Annotated in this window: 21 protein-coding genes; 20 read left to right on the top strand and 1 reads right to left on the bottom strand. The window is 36.8% G+C overall.

The window, feature by feature from the left end:
• Positions 1-58 precede the first annotated feature (58 nt).
• The 13 genes from MKZ17_RS16675 to MKZ17_RS16615 all read left to right on the top strand — a co-directional run bounded on the left by MKZ17_RS16675 (position 59) and on the right by MKZ17_RS16615 (position 14,807).
• Complete coding sequence (locus MKZ17_RS16675; protein ID WP_340724858.1) at positions 59-2,665, top strand: IPT/TIG domain-containing protein; 2,607 nt, start codon at positions 59-61, stop codon at positions 2,663-2,665.
• A 558-nt stretch (positions 2,666-3,223) separates the two neighbouring features.
• On the top strand, positions 3,224-3,607 hold the full coding sequence (locus tag MKZ17_RS16670) for a flagellar protein FlaG (protein WP_340724857.1): 384 nt from the start codon (positions 3,224-3,226) through the stop codon (positions 3,605-3,607).
• Positions 3,608-3,625: 18 nt separating this feature from the next.
• Positions 3,626-5,191 (top strand): flagellar filament capping protein FliD, encoded by a 1,566-nt coding sequence (gene fliD, locus MKZ17_RS16665; protein WP_340724856.1) that lies wholly within the window; start codon positions 3,626-3,628, stop codon positions 5,189-5,191.
• Positions 5,192-5,208: 17 nt separating this feature from the next.
• On the top strand, positions 5,209-5,562 hold the full coding sequence (locus MKZ17_RS16660) for a flagellar protein FliT (protein WP_340724855.1): 354 nt from the start codon (positions 5,209-5,211) through the stop codon (positions 5,560-5,562).
• A 27-nt stretch (positions 5,563-5,589) separates the two neighbouring features.
• Positions 5,590-5,994: a flagellar export chaperone FliS gene (gene fliS, locus MKZ17_RS16655; protein WP_340724854.1), complete on the top strand. Its 405-nt coding sequence runs from the start codon at positions 5,590-5,592 to the stop codon at positions 5,992-5,994.
• Between the two features lie 102 nt (positions 5,995-6,096).
• Positions 6,097-7,737: a phospho-sugar mutase gene (locus tag MKZ17_RS16650; RefSeq protein ID WP_340724853.1), complete on the top strand. Its 1,641-nt coding sequence runs from the start codon at positions 6,097-6,099 to the stop codon at positions 7,735-7,737.
• 556 nt (positions 7,738-8,293) lie between these two features.
• On the top strand, positions 8,294-8,836 hold the full coding sequence (locus MKZ17_RS16645; protein ID WP_340724852.1) for a competence protein ComK: 543 nt from the start codon (positions 8,294-8,296) through the stop codon (positions 8,834-8,836).
• 43 nt (positions 8,837-8,879) lie between these two features.
• The gene (locus MKZ17_RS16640; RefSeq protein ID WP_340724851.1) at positions 8,880-9,152 is read left to right on the top strand and encodes a competence protein ComK; all 273 of its coding nucleotides are present in this window, start codon (positions 8,880-8,882) and stop codon (positions 9,150-9,152) included.
• Positions 9,153-9,276: 124 nt separating this feature from the next.
• Positions 9,277-9,657, top strand: a complete 381-nt coding sequence (locus MKZ17_RS16635) for a PilZ domain-containing protein (RefSeq protein ID WP_340724850.1) — start codon at positions 9,277-9,279, stop codon at positions 9,655-9,657.
• Between the two features lie 129 nt (positions 9,658-9,786).
• The gene (hpf, locus tag MKZ17_RS16630) at positions 9,787-10,341 is read left to right on the top strand and encodes a ribosome hibernation-promoting factor, HPF/YfiA family (protein ID WP_340724849.1); all 555 of its coding nucleotides are present in this window, start codon (positions 9,787-9,789) and stop codon (positions 10,339-10,341) included.
• Positions 10,342-10,564: 223 nt separating this feature from the next.
• The gene (gene secA / locus MKZ17_RS16625; RefSeq protein ID WP_340724848.1) at positions 10,565-13,078 is read left to right on the top strand and encodes a preprotein translocase subunit SecA; all 2,514 of its coding nucleotides are present in this window, start codon (positions 10,565-10,567) and stop codon (positions 13,076-13,078) included.
• Positions 13,079-13,177: 99 nt separating this feature from the next.
• A protein-coding gene (gene prfB, locus MKZ17_RS16620; protein ID WP_340725574.1) for a peptide chain release factor 2 occupies positions 13,178-14,282 on the top strand; the annotation gives its coding sequence in 2 pieces (ribosomal slippage) (positions 13,178-13,249 and positions 13,251-14,282; 1,104 coding nt in all).
• 174 nt (positions 14,283-14,456) lie between these two features.
• On the top strand, positions 14,457-14,807 hold the full coding sequence (locus MKZ17_RS16615) for a hypothetical protein (protein WP_340724847.1): 351 nt from the start codon (positions 14,457-14,459) through the stop codon (positions 14,805-14,807).
• A gap of 43 nt (positions 14,808-14,850) precedes the next feature.
• Here MKZ17_RS16615 and MKZ17_RS16610 read toward each other — a convergent pair whose 3' ends face one another.
• On the bottom strand, positions 14,851-15,342 hold the full coding sequence (locus MKZ17_RS16610) for a competence protein ComK (RefSeq protein WP_340724846.1): 492 nt from the start codon (positions 15,340-15,342) through the stop codon (positions 14,851-14,853).
• A 241-nt stretch (positions 15,343-15,583) separates the two neighbouring features.
• On the opposite strand from MKZ17_RS16610, the gene MKZ17_RS16605 reads away from it, so the two are divergent.
• From MKZ17_RS16605 to MKZ17_RS16575, 7 genes are all read left to right on the top strand, one after another.
• Positions 15,584-15,826, top strand: a complete 243-nt coding sequence (locus MKZ17_RS16605) for an IDEAL domain-containing protein (RefSeq protein WP_340724845.1) — start codon at positions 15,584-15,586, stop codon at positions 15,824-15,826.
• Positions 15,827-15,998: 172 nt separating this feature from the next.
• Positions 15,999-17,981: an excinuclease ABC subunit UvrB gene (uvrB, locus tag MKZ17_RS16600; protein ID WP_340724844.1), complete on the top strand. Its 1,983-nt coding sequence runs from the start codon at positions 15,999-16,001 to the stop codon at positions 17,979-17,981.
• Between the two features lie 5 nt (positions 17,982-17,986).
• On the top strand, positions 17,987-20,854 hold the full coding sequence (uvrA, locus tag MKZ17_RS16595) for an excinuclease ABC subunit UvrA (protein WP_340724843.1): 2,868 nt from the start codon (positions 17,987-17,989) through the stop codon (positions 20,852-20,854).
• A gap of 136 nt (positions 20,855-20,990) precedes the next feature.
• The gene (locus tag MKZ17_RS16590) at positions 20,991-22,214 is read left to right on the top strand and encodes a DUF4097 family beta strand repeat-containing protein (RefSeq protein WP_340724842.1); all 1,224 of its coding nucleotides are present in this window, start codon (positions 20,991-20,993) and stop codon (positions 22,212-22,214) included.
• A 357-nt stretch (positions 22,215-22,571) separates the two neighbouring features.
• Positions 22,572-23,258 carry a cell division ATP-binding protein FtsE gene (gene ftsE, locus MKZ17_RS16585; protein WP_340724841.1) on the top strand — a complete coding sequence of 229 codons (687 nt, stop codon included), beginning with the start codon at positions 22,572-22,574 and terminating at the stop codon, positions 23,256-23,258.
• Positions 23,248-24,144, top strand: a complete 897-nt coding sequence (ftsX, locus tag MKZ17_RS16580) for a permease-like cell division protein FtsX (protein WP_340724840.1) — start codon at positions 23,248-23,250, stop codon at positions 24,142-24,144. The genes ftsE and ftsX overlap by 11 nt, the downstream gene beginning before the upstream one ends.
• A gap of 102 nt (positions 24,145-24,246) precedes the next feature.
• On the top strand, positions 24,247-25,536 hold the full coding sequence (locus MKZ17_RS16575) for a murein hydrolase activator EnvC family protein (protein ID WP_445326927.1): 1,290 nt from the start codon (positions 24,247-24,249) through the stop codon (positions 25,534-25,536).
• The last annotated feature ends 63 nt before the right edge of the window (positions 25,537-25,599 follow it).

The following is a 25,599-nucleotide window of genomic DNA, read 5'->3' as shown; positions in this document are numbered from 1 at the left end:
CAGTATACAGTTATATGATAATATAACAGTTAATAAATACTATAGGGGTGGGAATCTAATGAAGAAAAATAATTACGTAAGAACTATACTTATCGTTATGGCTCTTATAATAAGTTCTATTTTACCGTATTCTGCAAGTGCATCGAACCTTGTAGGAAGTGATCTTGTGAATATCACAAAAACAGTCGATGTGACAAGTCTAGTAGAAGGCGATATTGCAAATGTCACAATATCAGTTAAGGGAACTCCAAAGGATTCCACATATGTTAGACCTAATGATGTTATTTTAATTATTGATAAATCCGGAAGTATGGAACAGGATAATCGTATAAATGCAGCTAAAGATGCAACAAAAGAGTTCATTGATCTAATGGATTTAACGAAACATCAAGTAGGGATTGTTGATTTTGCCTCTTCTGCACCCTCGTACCCATTAACAACTGATGCAACGGCTGCAAAGAATTATGTGGATACAATTCAATCAGGCGGGGGAACAGCAACAGGTGAAGCAGTTAGAGCAGCTACGGCGATGCTTGCGAATCATCGCCCAGAAGCACAACCAACAATCGTTATTCTAACAGATGGTGCAGCAAATAACACATCTGATGCATTAGCAAGTGCTAATGCAGCTAAAGATGCAGGAATTATTTTTTACTCTATTGCATTATTGGGGCCAAATGAAGACCCAACTGCTAGTGCACCTAACCAATTGCTAAAAGATATGGCTACATCGAGAGACCATCACCATTTTGTACTTGGTTCAGTAGGCTTATCTGATGTGTACAAAAGAATTGTTGAAGAAATTGGATTAGCAAGCGCATATAATGTGAAACTAACAGACACGATTTCACCTGAATTCGAAATCGTTCCTGGGTCATATGACAATAATATACCTAAACCTGAAGTTACTGGAAATACATTAGAATGGAATATACAAGAATTAAAGTCGAAGGAACTAACGTTTACTTATCAAATTCGAGCAAAGACAACAACGAAAGTTGGAAAATACTTACTAGGTACTACTTCAGCAACCTTTGAAGATCATCAAAAAGTAAACTATACAGTAAACACTAACAATCCAATGATTAATGTCCTGAATCCAGCACCAATTATTACTTCTATTAATCCCGAGATGGGGTTAACGACTGGTGGGGAAGAAGTTACAATTACAGGACAAAACTTTCTACCAGGAGCTAAAGTATACTTTGGCACAAATCAAGCAACGGTTCTTTCTGAATCCTCAAATGAGATTGTGGTGAAGACGCCTCTTGGTGTTCAAGGGACAGTTGAAGTGAAAGTAGTCAATACAGATAATCAATTCGCAATCGGATCATTTATGTATTACGCTGATCCAACAATTTCTTATGTAACACCAGCAGAAGGTAAGATGGAAGGTGGCAATCAGGTATCTGTCATCGGTTCTAACTTCTTAAATGGGGCTAAAGTATATATAAATGGAGTAGAGGCCGATACAAGTTTTAGTACAAAAGCAAAACTTTATGTCATTGTCCCAGAATCGAATACAGATGGACTCGTTTCAGTGAAAGTAGTCAATCCAGATGGCACAAAAGTGGAAAAAGCGGATGCTTATAATTATTTAACGCCACCGCCTGCACCTGTTATTCAATTAGATAGTCTTTCTGCTACATCTGGGAAATTAACTGGCGGAGAATCTATTTATCTTCTAGGAAAAAACTTTGATAACAAGGTAAAAGTTTATTTTGGTGATAAAGAGGCTATTGTAAACTATTATGCGAACTCTTCTAAAATTCGCGTTAATGCGCCACAATCCGATTCTGAAGGATTTGTGACAGTGAAAGTGGTTAATCCAGATGGTTCTTTTTCTGAACTAACAAATGCATACGAATATTTAGCACCGCCACCAGCTCCTGCTCCAGAGATTAGCTATTTGTCTGAAACGAGCTTATTAACAGGGGAGCAAAAGACTATTTATTTATTTGGAAATAATATTGCTCCAAACGCTAAAGTCTATTTGGATGACGAGGAAATTGTGATGGACTTTGTCACAAATTCTAAAGTTCGAATCAAAATCCCTGTGAGTATGGAAGCTAAGACTGTTGATGTAAAACTAGAAAATCCAGATGGACAATCTGCTATTTTAGCAGGAGGGTTTACTTATGAAGAACCAGCCATGGATCCTGCGCCGACGATTACATCTCTTTCAAGCAACTCAGGAACAATTTCTGGTGGTGAAGTTGTTACAATTACAGGAACTAATTTTAAAAGTGGAGCGAAAGTTTATTTTGGAGACAAAGCGGCTGTAATAAGTTCAATATATAACACAGAAATTAAAGTAAAGGCACCTGCTTCTACTATTATCGGTCTGGTATCCGTAAAGGTTGTTAATGCTGACCAACAGGAAGTAATCCTTAATGATGGATATAACTATGTACCTGTTCCTATTACTGTTACAAGTTTATCTGTCACAAGTGGTTCAGTCATAGGTGGCAACTTAGTCACTGTTTATGGTACTAACTTCAATAATTTAATGACTGTAACTGTTGATGGACAGGAAGTAGCTTATACTTACCTTGCAACAAATCGTATCCGTATCAAAATGCCAACTGCTAACGCAGCAGGCACAGTTGATATTACGGTAGGTAGAGCGGGGGCACAAGCTTCTATCCAATATACTTACAATTAAAGAAGGTTATCGATCTTTTAGCGTTGCTTAAAAATTTAGGTCTTAAATCAAATGTTGGGGTGTAGTAAATTTTTTTACTACACTCTTTTTTTGTGAAAGAGGTTGATTTCTCTCCAGGCAGCCTCCGTTTCACCTGCACCGCGCGCAACAGGATGTTGGTCAACTTTTTCTTCTTTTTAGGGATGAATCACGAAAAAATGAATACTCAGCCCGGTGCGATTTCCGTTACGATTTCACAGCAAAAAGCTTTGCTCTGTAGCGAAAGGCGTTAGCCGTTAGCTACACTGGACGATCATGCTCCAATCAGTCTTATTACGGAGACGTACTCTACCATTTTCATTTACAGAATTGAATAATATGTTGGTTTTAAAATGTTCATACGTTTGAAAAATAAAAAGTTTTAATCAAAGTAAGTGTTAAATAGCGTTCACTTGCTAGAAGGGCTTATAACACTTATTTAATTCTATAGAGTCCTTAAAAAACGAAACTAAAAAAAATTCTTTTTATACCGATATTACTTATAACAAAGCCTGTATTTTAGTCAAGGGGGTTAAAAATATGCGTATACTGGAACATGCTAACACGGATACGAAAGTAATTAATAAAGCTATTCCTAATAAAGGCGAAATTTTAGATAGCGAAGTGATTCAAGTAAATGTAACGGGAGTTACCTTACATGCATTAGATCGTGGAAAGTTAGTAGAAGATAGTCAAGAGACGAAGATCCAAGTAAAAGATGTAGTCAATAAAATGAATGAAATGTTAGAAGTAAATCAATGCTCCTCAAAATTCATTTATCATGAAGGTCTAGACCGTTACTATGTAACAGTTGTTAATCGTGATACAGAGGAAGTAGTAAAAGAAATACCACCCAAAAGACTACTAGATGCATTTTATGAAATGCAAAAAATGTTAGGCATGATTGTAGATGAAAAAATATAATTATTGGAGGTAAAAATTATGGTATCAACAAATTCAACTTCATTTTCCTATTTAAGTACAACCGGGAATCGTTTTACAGGATTAGCTTCTGGTATGGATATTGATTCACTTGTAGAAAAACTAATGAAAGCTGAAAGCGCTAAAATGGAAAAGCTTCAGCAACAAAAACAAAAATACGAATGGCAACGTGATTCTTACCGAAGCATTAATACGAAATTAGAGGCATTTCGTACGGAAGGATTTGATAAATATTTATTGACTCCATTTACTACAAAGTCAGCTACTGTATCAGATTCATCTAAAATCTCAGTTAAGGCTAATTCTGATGCAACAGCATCATTGACAATTTCTTCTGTATCACAGCTAGCTCAGTCAGCTAATAAGGTGTCTACACTTTCATTAGCATCTGGTTCAACAGATACTGTACAAGGGACTAATACTTTAAATGATTTAGGTATTACAGGTGATGGAGCAGTTACGGTAAATGTAATTCAAAAAGATGGTACATTAAAAGAGACAACTATTAATTATAAATCTACAGATACATTGGATTCCTTTATAAAAAATATAAATTCTTCTGGAGCAGGTTTAACTGCTATTTTCTCTGATGGGAAAATGTCATTATCCACTAATGCAACAGGACATAAGGATAATGTATCTATGGAAATTGTTTCAGATACAGGAACAGACAAAGTATTTAAATCACTTGGATTTACAGGTGGAGATACGGGTTCAATACAAGTAGGCCAAAACGCTAAATACGTAGTAAATGGAATTGAAAAAGAAATTTCTCGAAATACATTTACAGAGTTTGGCTACAATATTACTTTAAATCAAACATTTAATGAAACAAATGCAACTAACTACACAGGTGCTGTTAATATTAGTGCATCAACTAATACAGATGCCATCGTTGATAAGGTAAAGTCTTTTGTTGAACTTTATAATGGTTTAATTGAGAGCATGAATTCACCAATTAAAGAGAAAAAAGACTATAATTATAAACCTTTAACTGAAGCTCAAAAAGCTGCAATGTCAGAGGATGAAATTAAAAAGTGGGAAGAAAAAGCGAAACAAGGAATTCTTCGAAATGATACAGCGATTAGTAGTGTAGTTTCTAATATGCGTTCTTCTATTTACAGTGTTTCGACAACAAAAGACAGTAAATTTAACGCATTATTTAATATTGGAATCACTACATCGAAAGAGTATAATAATGGTGGTAAATTAGAAATTGATGAAAAAAAGCTTCGTAATGCTATTGAAACCAATCCAGAAGCAGTTTCTGATTTATTTACAAGACAAGAGGGTACAAACGGTGCTGATGATAAAGGTGGTTTAATCGTTCAATTACGTTCTATTGCTAAGACAGGAATTGATACGATTTCTGAAAAAGCAGGGAAAGAAGGCGCAGTTCAGAACACGTATACCCTGGGTAAAACAATTAAATCCGTTGACGAGCGAATCGCTACATGGAAAGATAAATTAAAATCAATTGAGGCACGATATTTTAAACAATTCTCAGCAATGGAATCTGCGATACAAAAAGCTAATACTCAATCTAGTATGTTCATGCAAGGTTAATATGGTGAGTGTATACTATGCTGAATGAATATTTACAAAAATCGGCTCAATTGTTTAAGCATTTAACAAAAAATCCAGACGATGAAAGTCGTACAGAGTATATTGAAAAAATTAATCAACTTTTAGATGAACGTGGTGAACTAGTAATTAGTCTTCAGAGAACTGGTTTTAAATTTAATCCAGAAGATGAGGCACATCACACTTTATATGAGCTTGATAAAGGAATTAAAGAAAGACTCGCATTAGTCATGGATACTGTAAAAAATGATATAAAAGATTTACAAAATACAAAAAAAAATGAACGCCATTATATTGATCCTTATGAAAATTTACGGATTTTAGAAGGTCGCTATTATGATGGGAAAAAATAAAAGTGGTTTTAATTAAGGAGTGTCACTATGACTGTACATTCTAATGCTTTGAATACCTATAAACAAAACAGTGTTACAACGGCCTCGCCAGGTGAATTGACATTGATGTTATATAATGGTTGTTTGAAGTTTCTAGGGAAAGCTAAAGTTGCTATGAGCAATAAAAATATCGAAGAGAAAAATACTAATCTTCAAAAATCACAAGCAATTATTGCTGAACTAATGTCTACTCTAAACATGAACGTCGAAATTTCTAAACAAATGTTGCCTTTATACGAATACATGAATCAACGTTTAGTAGAGGCGAATTTAAAAAACGACCAGGCAATCATCGAAGAAGTAGAAAGCCTAGTAACAGAATTCCGCGACACATGGAAAGAAGTTATTAAAATTACACGTCAGCAACAATACGGTCATGTAGAACAAGTTTAACTAGTAAGGACCTAACGCCTAAAGTTAGGTCCTTTTTAGTTCTTATCCTCTCATACCTTGCATAAATATATTACAAAAACTAGTAAAGGTGTGGGTCATTCTATGAAAAATCTATACAACGACTGGTTACAATCATCGAACTACAAAGAAGAGCTTCAATCAATCAAGACTGCACAAGAAATATCGGATCGCTTTTATCAATACGTGCCTTTTGGAACGGCTGGGATGCGTGGGAAACTTGGCGCGGGCACGAATCGAATTAATATTCATACGATTCGTCTCGTAGCTGAAGGTTTAGCACGTCAAATTGCTGAGCAGGGGGATGCTGCACGGAATCGCGGTGTAGTTATTGCATACGATACACGCCATTTTTCGCAGCAATTTGCTTATGAAACAGCAAGTGTGCTCGCAAAGCATGGCATTAAAAGCTATGTATTTAAAGAAAGTCGACCAACGCCACTGCTTAGCTTTGCTGTACGTTATTTTTCTGCGGCTGCGGGTGTAGTGATTACGGCTAGCCATAATCCGAAGCAATATAATGGCTTTAAAGTGTATGGTGAGGATGGGTCGCAGTTGACACCGCTATTTGCCGATGAAATCGTTGCGCATATGGAAATGATCCACAATATTTTTGATATTCAAGCACTGAGCTTAGAGGAGCTTTTTCTTTCGGATCTTTGTGTAGAAATTTTAGATGAAATTGATCAAGCTTATATTGAAGCCTTAAATTGCTTTACAACACTTGGAGAGAAGGACTTACGTGTTGTTTATACACCAATCCATGGTGCTGGGCTTGTGCCAACAGTGCGTGCTTTACAAAGTGCTGGCTTCGAGCAGCTATATATTGTGGAAGAACAAGCTGTTCAATCGGGCGAATTTCCGACAGTACTTTATCCAAATCCTGAGGAGGCCGATGCCTTTCAATTGGCCATGAAGTTAGGGGAACAAGTACATGCAGAAGTTTTACTGGCAACAGATCCAGATGCCGACCGCCTTGGTGTTGCCGTATTAGATGGAGAATATCGACTTTTAACAGGCAATCAATTAGGCGCTTTACTACTAAATTATTTATTGGAAACTAAACCGATTTCACCGAATGCGGCAGTGGTAAAAACAATTGTCACATCTGAATTTGGTACGGCAATTGCTAATAAATATGGTATTTCGACGGTGAATACTTTAACAGGTTTTAAATACATTACTGAAAAAATAGCAGAATGGGAAGAAACGAAGGAGCATTCTTTTTTATTTGGCTATGAGGAGAGCTATGGCTATTTAGCAGGTGATTTTGTACGTGATAAAGATGCCGTCCAAATTGCTCTTGTGACAGCAGAAATGGCTGCCCATTATAAAAAGCAAAATAAATCGTTACTGGATGTATTAAACAAGCTATATGAAGAACTCGGCTCGTACAAAGAAGCACTTGTTTCTCTAACGTTTGATGGGGTCGAGGGGCAGCAAAAAATCGCATCTATTATGGAAAACATTCGAAAAAATCCACCTGAATATTTTGCCCAAGCAGAAGTGATAAAGATCGAGGATTACAAAGACGGAAATGTAAATGGACTTCCAACTGCAGATGTGATCAAGTTACTTTTAGCGGATGATTCATGGATTTGTATTCGTCCATCTGGAACAGAGCCAAAATGTAAGTTTTATATTGGGGTAAAAAGGGGGACGGTAGAAGAAAGTGACAAAGCAATCACTCTTTACAAGGAAGCAGTAAGTGATTTATACGAATAAAGATAGTAAAAGAGCGTGCTATATGTTAGCCGCTTTTTAATTTGGTTAAGTATTATTCATAAATTAAATCAATATGCGGAAAAATATTAGAATATTCATAAAATATTAGACAAATTTATAAAATATATATAAAATGGTATTAATAGTAAATATATCCTGTTTAGAAACCATTCAAAATATCCACTTAATTAAAGAAATAGTACGCATTTCATCATGGTTGCCCACTCTTATAATATTTATCATTCCAACTGAAAGTATCATATAAAAATAGCACCTAGTGACTATTAATATTCAATTATTCTTCATAGAATTTCATGCTACTAATTTGTTGAACTTTTCTACTTAAACTTCAAACTGCTATATTTGAGCGGAATCGTCTATTCGCATCATTTATTAAGGAGGTGAGGAACATGTGAAAGGCAAAATGAAAAACCTCAAGTGAGCATCTTGGGAGACATCACTTGAGGTATTTGTTAGTCGGAGTATACCAACTACTATTAGTATACTCCTTTTTTTGGTAATTGATAACTATTAAATGAAGAAAAGGAGAGTAGTTATGAATAATATGCCATCCCTGTTAGATGCGTTTGCTTTAATCCCGCGCTTTGGTGAGTTTGGAAAACCGTATTCAATTATTTTAAAAAATACAGAGGAAGTAGAAATACCCTTTTCAGCAGTTAAACTTCTCGATTGTCAATTACGTCAAATGGGTTCAAGCTGGAAAGGTGCTAAAGAGGCGGCTTCTTTTTTGCTTGGATCATCATCTATGTTTTCTTTCGCTTTAAAAGTTCAGCCCTTTATCAATATTTGGTTCCCATCCGAATCCCATCGGAATGAGACATGTGTTTATTTTGCACTTCATCAAATTGAGAAGTTTGAAGCAGATGGAGATGAGTATACAATTGTCCATGGGAAAGGGAATTATAGTGTTACTATACCCGTCCCTTGTAGTAAATTTAAAATTCGTTATGATCAGGCATTAAAGTATTTAGCAATTAATTATTTGAATCAATTTTTATATGCGACATCTTATTCAACTCGAGCACAACGAACGAACTTGAATTGTGCAGAGCTTCAGGAAGAATATACATGTAGTTAATAAAAAAATGTTTGTAACTATTTTAATGAATGGAGATGCAATGATGGAAATATTAAATTTTTATTTAGTGAATAGAAATACGCTTCATATGATGCCTATCGTGACTGCGGATGGACATATTTATACGTTTGTTTTAGAAAAGGGAACAGCGGCCATTATAACGAAGCCACCTTCTGTTTTAATAGAGGAAAGTAAACGTTATTATTTGGAATGCGATCCGTTTTTTCATTTTGAGTCCAAATGGGAAAGTGAATTTTATCTAGATGAGAAAAGGATACCGGCTACCTTTAAATTAACTGTAAAGCTTTATAAATGAACGAGCTAAACTCACCTGTAACTTAAGGTGAGTTTTTTCTAGTATTATATACAGTTTATGGTATTATCGAAATATAATAGACGATAAATTTATGGATTTATTGCACATGCAGGAGGAACTTATAATGGTTTTTAAAAGAACAGAGGGGTTTCGTTACGCGTTTAAGGAGCCAATTTCCGCTAATTTTATGATTCTACTAGATGGCAAATCTGAAAATATAGAACTGACAAAATATCCATGTGAAATTGTAGATATTAGTCCACATGGGATGAAAATGTTTTCGAATAAGGAAATTGGTGTACATAATAATAAGCTCGTACAGCTAGAAGTTCAGTTCATTTTAGATGAAGTTTTGATTAAGGCGATTGCTGAGGTTGTATGGGCTAAAGATTTAGGGCGTCATATTCAGTATGGATTGACTTTTGAAAATCAGCCAGTTATTGAAGAATTAATCGTCAGTGAATTAAAATTGCGTCGAAAAAAAGAGGTAAATAGGAAACAATAGGGTATCCTAACTAGGTCTTTTTATTTTTGAAGTATTTTGTTGAAAAATGAAAAACTTTTTAAGAAGTAGAAGGATTTTTTAAACCGATGTAGAAGTAGTAATTATAGCCGTAATGAAGGAGGAGTTTACATGCTAAATTTTAACATTCGTGGTGAAAACATTGAGGTAACTCCAGCGATTCGTGATCACGTTGAAACAAAAATCGAAAAAATTGAACGTTATTTCAACGAAGATTTAAACGCAAACGCTAATGTCAATTTAAAGGTCTATAATGATAAGCAAACAAAAGTAGAAGTAACAATCCCAATGAAAAATTTAACGCTCAGAGCTGAAGAACGTCATGATGATATGTATGCAGCAGTCGATTTAATCGTTGACAAACTAGAGCGTCAAATTCGTAAACATAAAACAAAGGTGAATCGTAAGTTCCGTGATCGTGAAGGTGCAGGCGTATACTTTGCAACGGTTGCACAAGCAGAGCCGATGACAGATTCAAATGAAGAAGAATACACAGTTGTCCGTACAAAACAATTTGATCTAAAGCCGATGGATCAAGAAGAGGCGATTTTACAAATGAACATGCTTGGTCACGATTTCTATGTTTTCACAGATGCAGAATCGGACAGTACAAACATCGTTTATAAGCGTAAAGATGGCAAATATGGCTTAATCGAAACAAACTAATATTTACTCAAACGGGTTGCCACGATCATCGGCAACCCGTTTGTCATTTTTGGGTACGCCTTACAATTTATACAACTGAAAAGGAGAGTAACAATCTTTATTTAGAAACTTATAAGTCGTAAATTTCCATACGTAAAATAGTTTTTGCTTAGGGAATTTGCGCCATATACATATATAATGGTAAAATGTAGTTTGAGACTATTATTGGGAAGTGGTCAATACGATGGCAAACATATTAAATAAATTATTTGATTTCAATAAAAAAGAAGTAAAAAAGCTAGAAAAAATTGCAGATAAAGTAGAAGCATTAGCTGGACAGATGGAAAGCTTATCGGATGATGCATTAAAAGCAAAAACAGATGAGTTCAAAACGCGCTATCAAAATGGCGAAACTGTAGATGATTTATTACCAGAAGCGTTTGCAACAATTCGTGAAGCGTCTCGACGTGTATTAGGCATGTACCCATTCCGCGTACAAATTATGGGTGCAGCTGCATTAAACGAAGGGAATATCGCCGAAATGAAAACCGGTGAAGGTAAAACATTGACTTCTACAATGGCGGTTTATTTAAATGCGCTTACGAGTAAAGGTGTTCACGTTGTTACAGTCAATGAATACTTAGCAAGCCGTGACGCGACTGAGATGGGCGAGCTCTATACATGGTTAGGCTTAACGGTCGGTTTAAACTTGAATAGCCTTTCAAAGGAAGAAAAACGTGAAGCATATGCTGCGGATATTACGTATTCTACAAATAACGAATTAGGTTTCGATTATTTACGTGACAACATGGTCCTTTACAAAGAAGATCGTGTACAACGTCCGCTATATTATGCTGTTATTGACGAGGTAGACTCGATTTTAATCGATGAAGCGCGTACACCGTTAATTATTTCTGGTCAAGCAGGGAAAACAGCACAGCTTTATGTACAATCCAATGCGTTTGTACGTATGCTGAAAAAAGATGAAGATTACAACTATGAAGAATCAACAAAGGGCGTTACGTTGACAGAGTTAGGAATTGAAAAAGCCGAGCGTGCATTTGGCATCGATAACTTATTTGACTTAGCTCATGTTCGTTTAAACCATGCAATCAACCAAAGCTTAAAGGCCCATGCATCGATGCATAATGATGTAGATTATGTTGTACAAGACGGCGAGGTTGTTATTGTTGATGGCTTCACAGGTCGTTTGATGAAGGGGCGTCGCTATTCAGATGGTTTACACCAAGCGATTGAGGCAAAAGAAGGTCTAGACATTCAAAATGAATCGATGACAATGGCAACGGTTACGTTCCAAAACTACTTCCGTATGTATGAAAAGCTATCTGGTATGACTGGTACAGCTAAAACGGAAGAAGAGGAATTCCGCAATATTTATAACATGCAAGTCATTGCGATTCCAACGAATAAACCAATTGCGCGTGATGACCGTCCGGACTTAATTTATGCGACGATGGAAGGGAAATTCAAAGCTGTTGCTGAAGATATTGCTGAGCGTTACCGCGTAGGACAGCCAGTGTTAGTAGGTACGGTTGCGATTGAAACATCGGAGATTATTTCAAAATATTTAACCAAATTCAAAATTCCGCATAATGTATTAAATGCGAAAAACCATGAGCGAGAAGCTGAGATTATTTTAAATGCGGGTCAAAAGGGTGCAGTTACAATTGCAACAAACATGGCTGGCCGTGGTACAGATATTAAGCCTGGTGAAGGTGTGCTTGACATTGGTGGTTTAGCCGTTATCGGTACAGAGCGTCATGAGTCGCGTCGTATTGATAACCAGTTACGTGGTCGTTCTGGTCGTCAAGGGAACCCAGGGGTAACGCAATTCTACTTATCATTAGAGGATGATTTAATGCGTCGCTTCGGCTCTGACAACATGAAATCGATGATGACGAAGCTTGGTATGGACGATGCACAGCCAATTCAATCACGCATGGTATCAAAAGCAGTAGAATCTGCACAAAAACGCGTTGAAGGGAATAACTTTGATGCGCGTAAACGCTTATTACAATATGATGATGTATTACGTCAGCAGCGTGAAGTTATTTACAAAGAGCGTGAAGAAGTGTTGGATTCTGAAAATATGCGTGCATTAGTTGAGTCAATGATCCAACAGGCAATTGAAAATGCTGTTGCGCTTCATACGCAAGGTGAAAAGGATGCTTGGACACTAGATGCACTCGAGGATTATCTTGCTGCCAATCTTTTAGATGAAGGCGACATTACTGTAGCACAGCTAGAAGATAAGTCACCTGAGCAGATGATTGAATTCATTTACGATAAAGTTCAACAACGTTACAACGAAAAAGAAGAAGCGATGACGCCAGAGCGTATGCGTGAATTCGAAAAGGTTATTTTACTTCGTTCGATTGATACGAAGTGGATTGACCATATCGACGCAATGGACCAGCTACGTCAAGGGATTCACCTTCGTGCCTACGGTCAAACAGATCCACTGCGCGAATACCAACAAGAAGGTTTTGCGATGTTCGAGGACATGGTCGCAGCAGTGCGTGAAGACGTTGCAAAATACGCATTAAAGGCAGAAATACGCAGTAATTTACAACGTGAAGAAGTAGCAAAAGGCCAAGCAGTGAACCCGAAAGAAGAAGGCGCTGCAAAACCAAAAAAACTACCAACACGTAAAGCCGAAAACATTGGACGTAACGACCCATGCCCATGTGGTAGCGGCAAAAAATACAAAGCTTGCCATGGCGTTGGGAACCAATAGATATACAAGACGAGGTCATTGAATATTCAATGACCTGGTTTATTTTTAACGGCATTCGAAGAAGCAGTTACGACGCTTCACTAACGGAGGAATACAATGATGGAATTAGCAGATGTGCGTAATGCACTTGAAAATACAGCTACAAAACTAGCGGACTTTAGGGGGTCTCTTTGACTTAGAAAATAAAGAGGCACGTATTCAAGAATTAGACGAAATGATGCTTGTGCCAAACTTTTGGAATGACCAGCAAGGCGCTCAAACAATCATTAACGAAAGCAACGGAATTAAAGCGGTTGTGAATGAATACAATGATTTAATTTCAACACAAGAGAATTTAGAAATGACACTAGAGCTTTTACGTGAAGAGCCTGATGCAGAACTACAAGAAGAGTTAGGAAATGAACTAGTTGACTTCCAACAGAAGATGGCGGATTTTGAGCTTCAAATGCTCTTGTCTGAGCCATATGATAAAAACAATGCGATTTTAGAGTTACATCCAGGTGCTGGTGGAACGGAGTCTCAAGACTGGGGTTCGATGCTGTTACGTATGTATACGCGCTGGGCAGAAAAGCGTGGCTTTAAAGTAACAACAATTGATTATTTACCTGGTGATGAAGCAGGGATTAAATCTGTAACATTACAAATTTCTGGTCATAACGCATACGGTTATTTAAAAGCAGAAAAAGGGGTACATCGTTTAGTACGTATTTCGCCGTTTGATTCATCAGGCCGTCGTCATACATCGTTCGTTTCTTGTGAGGTTATGCCGGAATTTAATGAGGAAATCGAAATTGACGTACGAACAGAGGACTTAAAAGTGGATACGTATCGTGCAACAGGGGCGGGTGGTCAGCACATTAATACGACAGACTCGGCTGTTCGTATTACACATATCCCAACTGGTGTTGTTGTACAATGTCAATCCGAGCGTTCGCAAATTAAAAACCGTGATGCTGCGATGAAAATGTTAAAATCAAAGCTATATCAATTAGAAATTGAAAAGCAACAAGCACAATTAGATGAAATTCGTGGTGAGCAAAAGGAAATTGGCTGGGGCTCTCAAATTCGTTCCTATGTTTTCCATCCATATTCAATGGTAAAAGACCATCGAACAAATTCTGAAACAGGGAATGTTGGTGCAGTAATGGATGGCGATTTAGACATGTTTATTACAGCTTATTTACGTTCAAAAATTTCATATTAATAGGAATCTAGGTGTTCGTGAGTGTAAAGCTCATGAACACCTTTTTCGTAGTGAATTTAAGCTTTTTAGGAGGGGATTCGGTAAGTATTACCAGTAAGGTTGTGCTTGTCAAAAATAAGAACATATGCGAAAATAAATACGAACAAACGTTCTTATTCTTGAGGAGGTATTCATATGGTGCAAATTCCTTCTGGAACAATTCCTTATTATGAAGCAGGAATTTATTTGCCAATGCTTCTTACAGTTCTTGAAAAAGATCAATTAATCGTAGAGCAAGGCCTGTTTAAATTTAAAAACCCCTATTTACATGTAATTGATTCTGTTCGAATGAAAATTGAACAGGATCTAAAGGACACAAAGGCTTATTTTAAAACTCATCAGATGCGTTTAGTGAGAGGGAAGACGGATGACTTATTTACCGAGTACCAATTTTATTTTGAAGGAATCATGGAGTGTAGGAGATATTCGAATATTCGCCTTCGTAATCACAGTGAGTTACTTCTTGCAGAATATTTTAATCGATAGCGATGTAAGAACTGCACAAAGATGTAGATAGAAAAATAGAGTTTTATAATTTGCTGTTACGTTTTGTAATGAGATGTTTATAATACATGGCAGCGCGAACGTACTGATGATTGAATGATTTCATATGGATAGGTAGACGTTCTTCAGAGCCATCAATAAATGTGACGATGGTTTCATTCCCAAGCTCATTAATATTAACGATTGCGTGAAGTGAAATCCAAATGTTTTGTGATGAATGTGGTGAAAATAGTGGGAACAATATACAGGGGTCACCGAAGTCATAGGCAACCATGATCGGTAATTTATGCTTACTTTTTCCGAAAAACAGCTTCGCATTATAATTACTTGCCTCGTAGGAGCTCCCGTGCAATCGACACGTATTACGAATTATTTTTAAAGGCTTATTAGGATAAATAACTTTCCCATGCTTATCGGAGATGATTGTATGCACTTTGCTACGATGTGGGTGAGAGATTAAACAGAATGTTGAATTAGAGGCAATATAATTAGAAATTTGATGTAGATTTTTGGTCATGCCATTTCTCCTTTCGAGGTTGATTGGTAAAATATTTGTGCGATAAATGAAGACAAAATAGAAAAGACAAAAGAGACAATGAAAAATGCTGAAAAATTCACTACACCTTAAAAATAATACAAAAAATCCCATAAATCAACAATATTTTTAGAATATTCTGTAACTGGATGATTTTTCAGAAAATATTGCAAATTAATGCTCATTTATTTTATAATAAATAAAAGAGATCGGGGTGGTTTCGATGGATAAATATTATTCGTATACAGACTTTTTGAAAGCAGTAGGACAACAGTCAGCTGATAATCAAGCGGAAAAGTTATTGAATGAGATTTATTTAGACTTGTTTTTAAATCGTTTACAGCGCATGTACCGTATTGAACAGTTAAAAATATTGATCGATACATCTTTAGATCAAAAGGACGAACACCAATTTATCGCTTATACATCGGAGCTGAAAGAATTGCTCCAAGCGACAATAACTTGAAGAAGAGTCACCTTTTTAGGTGGCTTTTTTCAATGGGTTTGTTTCTACAATATTAGGTAATAAATAATATAAGTAATCATTTTTCCGAATATACGTTCGTAAATTTATCGTAAAGTAAAAGCAGGTATGCTAAAATAGAACATAGCAAAAGAGACAGAAAGGACGAATTAAAATGACAGAAACTTTTCAGATTCAGTCCGCCTATAAGCCAGCTGGAGATCAGCCCGAAGCGATAAAAGAGCTCGTGCAAGGTGTGAAGGATGGCAAGCAGCATCAAACATTACTAGGTGCGACAGGAACAGGTAAAACCTTTACAATTTCAAACGTTATAAAGGAAGTAAACAAACCAACACTAGTTATGGCACATAACAAAACATTGGCTGGACAATTATATAGTGAGTTCAAGGAATTTTTCCCAGATAATGCTGTGGAATACTTTGTGAGTTACTATGATTATTTCCAACCAGAAGCATATGTGCCACAAACTGATACGTACATCGAAAAAGATTCGAGCATTAATGATGAAATTGATAAGCTGCGCCATTCTGCAACGACGGCATTATTTGAACGACAGGATGTGATTATCATTGCGTCTGTATCGTGTATTTATGGCCTCGGTAATCCAGAAGAATACCGTGAAATGGTCGTGTCAATTCGGACTGGTATGGAAATGGAGCGTAATGAGTTGTTACGAAAATTAGTAGATATACAATATGAACGAAATGATATTAATTTTACGCGCGGAACATTTCGTGTACGCGGTGATGTTGTCGAAATTTTCCCGGCATCACGTGATGAGCACTGCATTCGTGTTGAATTTTTCGGAGATGAAATAGATCGTATCCGAGAGGTAGATGCGTTAACAGGGGAAATTTTAGGAGAGCGCAATCACGTAGCCATTTTCCCAGCATCCCACTTCGTAACACGTGAAGAGAAAATGAAAATTGCGATTGAAAATATAGAAAAAGAATTACAGGAACGTCTAGAAAAGCTGCGAGCTGAGGATCGTTTATTAGAGGCGCAGCGCTTAGAACAACGCACAAATTATGATTTAGAAATGATGCGGGAAATGGGCTTTTGCTCAGGTATCGAAAACTATTCACGTCATTTAACGTTGCGTGAAGCAGGGGCAACTCCTTATACATTGCTTGATTATTTCCCAGATGATTTTTTATTAGTAGTCGATGAGAGTCACGTAACATTACCGCAAGTACGTGGGATGTATAATGGGGATCAGGCTCGAAAAGGGGTATTAGTGGAGCATGGCTTCCGTTTACCTTCTGCGCTTGATAACCGGCCGTTAACCTTTGATGAGTTCCTATCAAAAGTTGGACAGGCAATTTATGTTTCGGCAACGCCAGGTCCGTATGAATTGGAGCATACGCCAGAAATGGTAGAGCAAATTATTCGTCCGACGGGTCTTCTGGATCCAACAATTGATGTGCGCCCGATTGAAGGACAAATTGACGACTTAATAGATGAAATTCATGAGCGTATTCGCAAAAATGAACGTGTGCTTGTAACGACATTAACGAAAAAAATGTCAGAAGATTTGTCGAGTTACTTAAAGGAAATGGGCTTGAAAGTGGAATATTTGCATTCAGAAATTAAAACACTTGAACGGATCGAAATTATTCGGGAACTACGAAAAGGGACGTATGACGTGCTTATCGGTATTAACTTATTACGTGAAGGCTTAGACATTCCAGAAGTGTCCCTTGTAGCGATATTAGATGCAGATAAAGAAGGCTTCCTACGTTCGGAGCGTTCGTTAATTCAAACGATAGGACGAGCAGCCCGTAATTCGAACGGTCATGTGATTATGTATGCGAATAATATGACAGATTCGATGACGAAGGCCATTTCTGAAACGAAACGTCGTCGCGAAATTCAAATGACCTATAACGAACAACATGGAATTACACCGAAAACAATCATTAAGAAAATTCCAGATATTATACGCGCGACACAAGCAGCGGAAGAGGAAGAGAAATATATTACAAAAGTGACAGGTGGTAAGAAGCTGACGAAGAAAGAGCTTGAAAAACTTGTCGAAACATTACAGCTTGAAATGAAGGAAGCTGCTAAAGCATTAGACTTTGAACGCGCGGCAGAATTACGTGACATGATATTTGAATTGAAAGCAGAAGGGTGAACAACGTGAAAAATACAGAAATTGTTGTACAAGGTGCTAGAGCACATAATTTAAAAAATATCGATGTCACAATTCCACGAGACAAAATTGTTGTTGTGACAGGCCTTTCTGGGTCAGGGAAATCTTCATTAGCGTTTGATACGATTTATGCGGAGGGACAACGCCGTTATGTGGAATCGTTGTCAGCCTATGCACGTCAATTTTTAGGGCAAATGGATAAACCGGATGTCGATACGATTGAAGGTTTATCACCAGCCATTTCCATTGATCAAAAAACGACGAGTCGTAACCCACGTTCAACAGTTGGAACGGTTACAGAAATTTATGATTACTTACGTTTATTGTTTGCGCGGATTGGGAAACCATATTGTCCGAAGCACGGTATTGAAATTACTTCTCAAACGATTGAGCAAATGGTAGACCGTTTAATGGAATACCCCGAGCGTACGAAATTGCAGCTATTAGCACCGGTCATTGAAGGAAAAAAAGGTACGCATGTAAAGTTACTTGAAGATTTAAAAAAGCAAGGCTATGTGCGTATTCGATTAAATGGTGAGCTCCGCGATTTAGATGATCATATCGAGTTAGATAAAAACAAAAAGCATACGATTGAAGTAGTCATTGACCGTGTAGTAGTCAAAGAAGGCGTTGAATCTCGTTTAAGTGATTCATTAGAGTCTGCATTAAGATTAGCAGAAGGCCGGGTAATCGTGGATGTAATGGAACATGAGGAACTATTATTTAGTGAACATCATGCTTGTCCTCATTGTGGCTTTTCGATTGGAGAGCTAGAGCCTCGCATGTTTTCATTCAATAGTCCATTTGGAGCTTGTCCAACATGTGACGGGTTAGGTAGTAAATCGAAGGCTGACCTAGATTTAGTTATTCCAGATTGGAATCGAACGTTATTAGACAACGCCATTGCACCGTGGGAATCTGTTTCATCGAACTATTATCCACAAATGCTTGCGGCGGTTTGTGCTCATTATACAATTCCGATGGATGTGCCGGTAAAAGATATTCCGAAGGACAAGATGGATAAAATTTTATATGGCTCTGGCAAAGAAAAGATTCATTTTGAGTTTACGAATGATTATGGAAGTATGCATAAAAAGGACATTGAATTTGAAGGGGTACTCCCAAATATTGAGCGCCGATTTAAAGATTCAACATCTGATTATGTACGCGAGCAAATGGAAAAATATATGACAGAGCAACCTTGTCATTCGTGTAAGGGACACCGTTTAAAGGCCGAAACGTTAGCGGTAAAAATAAAAGGGCAAAATATTTCAGAAGCAACACGCCATTCGATAAAGGAAATGTATGATTTCTTTAGCGCAGTGGAGTTAACGGAAAAGGAAAAGCAAATTGCGAACTTAATAATACGTGAAGTCGTGGAACGCTTGAAATTTTTACTAGATGTTGGATTAAATTATTTAACATTAGCGCGCGCTGCTGGTACTTTATCGGGTGGTGAAGCACAGCGTATTCGACTAGCTACGCAAATTGGCTCTCGCTTAACAGGTGTCCTATATATTTTGGACGAACCATCAATTGGTTTACATCAACGGGATAATGATCGCTTAATTGCAACGCTTGAAAATATGCGTGATTTAGGCAATACGTTAATTATCGTTGAGCATGATGAAGATACAATGATGGCAGCAGATCATTTAATCGATATCGGCCCGGGTGCAGGGGTACACGGTGGTCAAATTATTGCACAAGGTACACCGAAGCAGGTCATGAAAGATAAAAATTCCATTACAGGGCAATATTTAAGTGGAAAGAAATTTATTCCCCTTCCTCTTGAGCGTCGTAAACAAGATGGTCGTAAATTGACGATTAAAGGAGCGACCGAAAATAATTTAAAAAATGTTTCGGTAGATATTCCGTTAGGTCAGTTTATTGCCGTAACAGGTGTGTCAGGATCGGGGAAATCAACGCTTGTAAATGAAATTTTATATAAATCACTCGCATCGAAATTAAATCGTGCGAAAGTGAAGCCTGGTGCCCATAAAGCAATTGAAGGAATCGAACAGCTTGAAAAGGTAATCGATGTCGATCAATCACCAATAGGTCGTACACCTCGTTCGAATCCGGCTACTTATATTGGCGTATTTGATGATATCCGTGATGTATTTGCAATGACCAATGAAGCGAAAGTGCGCGGCTACAAAAAAGGACGCTTTTCATTCAACGTTAAAGGTGGGCGTTGTGAAGCCTGCCGTGGTGACGGGATTATAAAAATAGAAATGCATTTCTTACCAGATGTGTATGTGCCGTGCGAGGTATGTCATGGAAAACGATACAATCGAGAAACACTAGAAATTCGTTATAAAGATAAAAATATTGCAGATATTTTAGAAATGACCGTAGAAGATGCACTTGAGTTTTTCAGCAATCTACCAAAAATTCACCGCAAATTACAAACGATTGTGGATGTAGGGCTAGGTTATATTAAACTTGGACAACCAGCGACAACCTTATCTGGTGGGGAAGCACAACGTGTAAAATTAGCATCAGAATTACATCGTCGTTCAAACGGAAAATCATTCTATATTTTAGATGAACCGACAACTGGCTTACACGTAGATGATATATCTCGTTTACTACTCGTACTACAACGTTTAGTAGAAAATGGAGAGACTGTGCTAGTCATTGAACATAATTTGGATGTAATTAAAACTGTGGATCATATTATTGATTTAGGACCAGAAGGTGGAGATGGTGGCGGTACATTACTTGCGACAGGAACGCCAGAAGAAATTGCAGAAGTAAAAGAAAGCTACACAGGCCGCTATTTGAAGCCGATTTTAGAGCGTGACCGTGAACGAATGTTATCAAAGATTGATGAAGCAAAAAAGAAATAAAGAAGATTGAGTGAGAGATGCATTTCTTTTTTAGTGCTGTAATGTAGTTAAATTGAAATTTCCAGAGTGAAATGAAACTTTTTTTCCTCCCTACTCGTATAATAAACATATACGAGGCAGAGGGAGGAATTTTTTTATGCAAGATGAACGTAAACGTATTTTACAATTAGTTGAAAACGGTACTATTACAGCAGAAGAAGCCATTGGGTTACTTGAAAAGCTTTCTTCACAAAAGGAATCCACGCCAACACCAGCTTCACCAATATTGGAGAAGAAGCAAGAAGAGGCACCACCTACAACTGAAGAGGTGCATAAGGCAGAGCCATTTTTTGAAGAAAAGAAAGAAAAACGTAAAACAACAGGATTTGAAGATATTTTCGGCAAGTCATTTAATGATAAAGAAATTAACAAAAAAATGGACGAGTTTATGAATGACCTTAAGACGGATCTTTCTCAATTTAGTACACGAATGGCTGGGCTAATGGGTGCAACGTTATCAAAGCTAAAGGATTTAGATATTGATACACCATTCGGTGAAAAAATAGAATTTACTAAAACATTTGCTTACCAAGAAGTTGAAGTAAATGGAATTGAGCTAGACATTGCAAACGGTAAAGTGGAGGTTGTAAAAGCACAGGACAGCTTAGTAACTATCGATATCCGTGTCAGAACACAACCTAAAGGTACGGAAGAAGAAACAATTGAACAAGTGACACAAAGCTTAGTTTCATTAAAAGAGCAAAAATTACTTGTTCAATCGACGAATAAATTTGCCCAATTAAAAGTACAGCTTGCAATTCCTGAAAAGCATTATGATGTGTTTATTGCTCGCTTATTAAATGGTGGCATCACAATTGAAAACCTTGATGCAAAATTAATTAAAGCGAAAACATATAATGGGGTCATTCGATTAGAAAATACGACATTCGATCATGCTGAATTACAAACGAGTAATGGTGCAGTTGAAGCACGTAATGTAACAGGTGACGATCTTGAAGTAGAAACGGCAAATGGTCGTATTTACATTGATGGCTCTTTAAAGGAAGTAGAGGCCGAATCGGTGAATGGTCACGTTGTTGTTACAACTTCTAGCGCTGAAGCACATAAAATTAAAGCGAGTGCGGTTGCCGGTTCAGTAGAATTATACGTTCCAAAAACGGTCGCAATCGAAGGACAAATTTTCTCGAACTTTGGTAAAGCAGATGTTGGCTTAAGTGATGCCAATGTTTATGAGGAAGAAGAGCAATTCTTATTAAAATCAGTACGCTTTACTAAAGAATTAGCGGAAGCAAAACTATTAAAATTAGTTGGCGAATCCCGAACAGGAACAGTTTTAGTGCGTTATACGACAAAGGAATAATGAAATAGTTAAGAGAAGTTGCTAATTAGCAACTTCTTTTTTTATTAACAAAAATTGGTGAATGAAAAGGTTTTTCACTTATTACTGTCGAATCATAAAAAGAATATAGAATTATTAGTTATATTAATAAAGTATTATAAGGTAACAAATTGATTACGGAAAAAAAGCTTTTTCTCTTTTTACCTTATAATATAAAGATGTAAATTAGCTCTCTGAAAGTTTTATTATAAAAAGGCATGGAAAATAGGGTACTGCTATATTGAAAAGAAAATGTAATAAATTAATAGCTATAAAGTGCTATAATAGATAAGACTTAAAATTAAAATTCTAGGAATAGAACTTAGGTGGTTTCGTTAAATGATTCAAATGGATAATGTGGTGAAAAAGTATCCAAATGGTGTTGTTGCATCAAATGGTATTACTGTTGAAATAAAGAAGGGCGAATTTGTTTACGTTGTCGGTCCAAGTGGTGCAGGAAAATCGACATTTATTAAATTAATGTACCGTGAAGAAAAACCAACTTCAGGGGATGTCATTATTAATGGCATTAATTTACGTACATTAAAAAATAATCGAGTACCTCATTTGCGTCGTCAGCTAGGTGTCGTTTTCCAAGACTTTAAGCTTTTACCACGCTTAACAGTTTATGAAAATGTAGCCTTCGCAATGGAAGTAATTGAAGAGCAGCCAAAAGTAATTCGAAAACGCGTAATGGAAGTTTTAGAGCTTGTCGGATTAAAGCATAAAGTTCGCATGTTTCCGAATGAATTATCTGGCGGTGAGCAACAGCGTGTGTCAATTGCGCGATCAATTGTAAATCGTCCAAAGGTGATGATTGCAGATGAACCAACAGGAAATTTAGACCCAGACACTTCTTGGGAGATTATGAATATTTTTGAAGAAATTAATCGTCAAGGTACGACGATTGTTATGGCAACTCATAACCGTGAAATTGTTAATACCATTCGAAAGCGTGTTATCGCCATTGAAGGCGGCATGATTGTCCGTGATGAATACGGAGGTGACTACGGCTATGAAGGGTAGAACAATTGCGCGTCACTTTAGAGAAAGCTTTAAATCACTCGGACGAAATAGCTGGATGACATTGGCATCCATTAGTGCTGTCACGGTGACATTACTATTAGTTGGTGTATTTTCAGTAATTATGCTGAATTTAAATAAAGTAGCGAACGATTTAGAAAATGATGTAGAAATCCGCGTAATGATTGATATTATTGCAGACGAAGCAGAATCTAAAAAAGCTGAAGAAAAATTAATTAAAGATATTAAAGGTTTATCGGATGTTGAGGAAGTTACATATTCTTCAAAAGAAGAAGAGCTAAACAAATTAATTAAAGATTTTGGTGATGAGCTAAGCTTATTTGAGCAAAACAACCCATTATATAATGTCCTTTATGTAAAGGCTGTTGACCCATTAAAAACAGCAGAAGTAGCGAAAAAGATTGATAGCTTAGATAATACAAATGAAGTTGTTTATGGTGAAGATAAAATTGAAAAGCTATTTAACTTTTTAGAAATAGGTCGAAATGTTGGGTTAGTACTTATTTTAGGTTTATTATTTACCGCAATGTTTTTAATTTCAAATACGATTCGTATTACGATCATTGCACGTAAAGATGAAATTGAAATTATGAAGCTTGTAGGGGCAACGAACTCATTCGTTCGTATACCTTTCGTGTTAGAAGGTATGTGGCTAGGATTGATCGGTTCAATTATTCCAATAGTTGCTGTAACAACGGCTTATTATAAAATTTACGATTTATTAGCACCAAAGTTAAAAGGTGAGCTTTTCCAACTGTTACAAGTTGCACCATTAATGTATCAGGTGAATGGATTAATAATGTTAATTGGTATATTCATTGGTGTTTGGGGAAGCTTTATGTCAGTTCGAAAGTTTTTAAAAGTATAGTCGCAAAAATAAATCGACAACATGAATGTTGCAAACAGCTCACATACATCAAAAGAGACAAAATGAGCAAAATTTTTTGTGCGTTTAGGGGGAAGAAAGATTTTGAAGAAGCGAAATACGCCATTAGTGAAAATAATTGCTGTAGTCATCGCTCTTGCATTATTTATTCAAATGCCAGTAGCATATGCAGCATCATTAAGTGATTTGAAAAAAGAGCGTGAACAACTAGAAGCGCAAAAAAATGCATTAAATAAGTCGCTCCAGCAAAAAACGAATGAAATTCAAGTCAATCAAAGTACACAGGAAAAAATTATAGCGCAATTAGAGCAAATTGGTACAAAGATTAATGCGACGAATCAAGAAATCGCAGTTGTGGAGTTAGACATTAAAATTGCTAATGAAGAAATTTCAGTATTAGAAGAAGATATCGCAACACTAGAAAATAAAATAGAACAGCGCGATGCATTATTACAAGAACGTGCACGTGCCATGCAAACAGGTGGTACAGTAAACTATTTAGATGTCCTTTTAGGTGCAAATAGCTTCGTTGATTTTATTGACCGTTTTTCGGCAGTCAATACATTAATGGAAGCAGACCGCAATATTATGCGTGAGCAAAAAGAGGACAAGGAAAAGTTAGAAGTACAAAAAGCCGAGCTCGTTGTAAAAAAGGAAAATCTTGAAGCGAATAAAGCACAACTAGAAAAGCTAATGGCTTCGTTAAAAGCCCAAAAGGCTGAAAAGGACAAGCTAGTTGATGAGCTTGAAAAAGAAGAAGCGAGATTACGTGCTCAAAAATCAGATCTTCAAGAAAAGTATGACGATGCTATTGAGTTAAGTAAGGAAGCAGAGCAAAAAATTATTGCAGAGCAACGCCGTTTAGCAGAGGTTGCTCGTCAAAAGGCATTAGAAGCAGCGAAAAACAAAAATAACAATAACGGTGGTTATGCTGGAAATGGAAATTTACCATCTGTAGCAGCGGGTACGTGGACAAGACCAGCAGCAGGACGCTTTACTTCTGGATTTGGTGGACGTGATATCGGACCAATCGGCAGTAAAAATCACTTAGGGATTGATATTGCAAACTCTATCGGAACGCCGGTTGTAGCGGCGGCAGATGGTGTCGTTTCTTATGCAGGTACAATGAATGGTTACGGGAATGTCGTAATGGTGACCCACTCTATTAATGGTCAAATTTTTACGACGGTTTATGCCCATTTAAGTGGTTTTAATTCTAGTGTTGGGAATAGTGTATCTAAAGGACAGCAAATTGCTAGAATGGGGAACACAGGGAACTCAACGGGACCACATTTACACTTCGAAATTCATGTAGGTGAATGGAACGGTAAGCGTTCAAATGCAGTTAACCCATTACGTTACGTTTCTTTATAAAATACAAAATCAAAGACAAAACTCGAAAATATCCGAGTTTTGTCTTTTTTCATATGAATATTT

This window comes from Solibacillus sp. FSL R7-0682 (genome assembly GCF_038005985.1).
Classification (GTDB): Bacteria; Bacillota; Bacilli; order Bacillales_A; family Planococcaceae; genus Solibacillus.
This window is presented reverse-complemented; position numbering and strand designations above follow the sequence as displayed.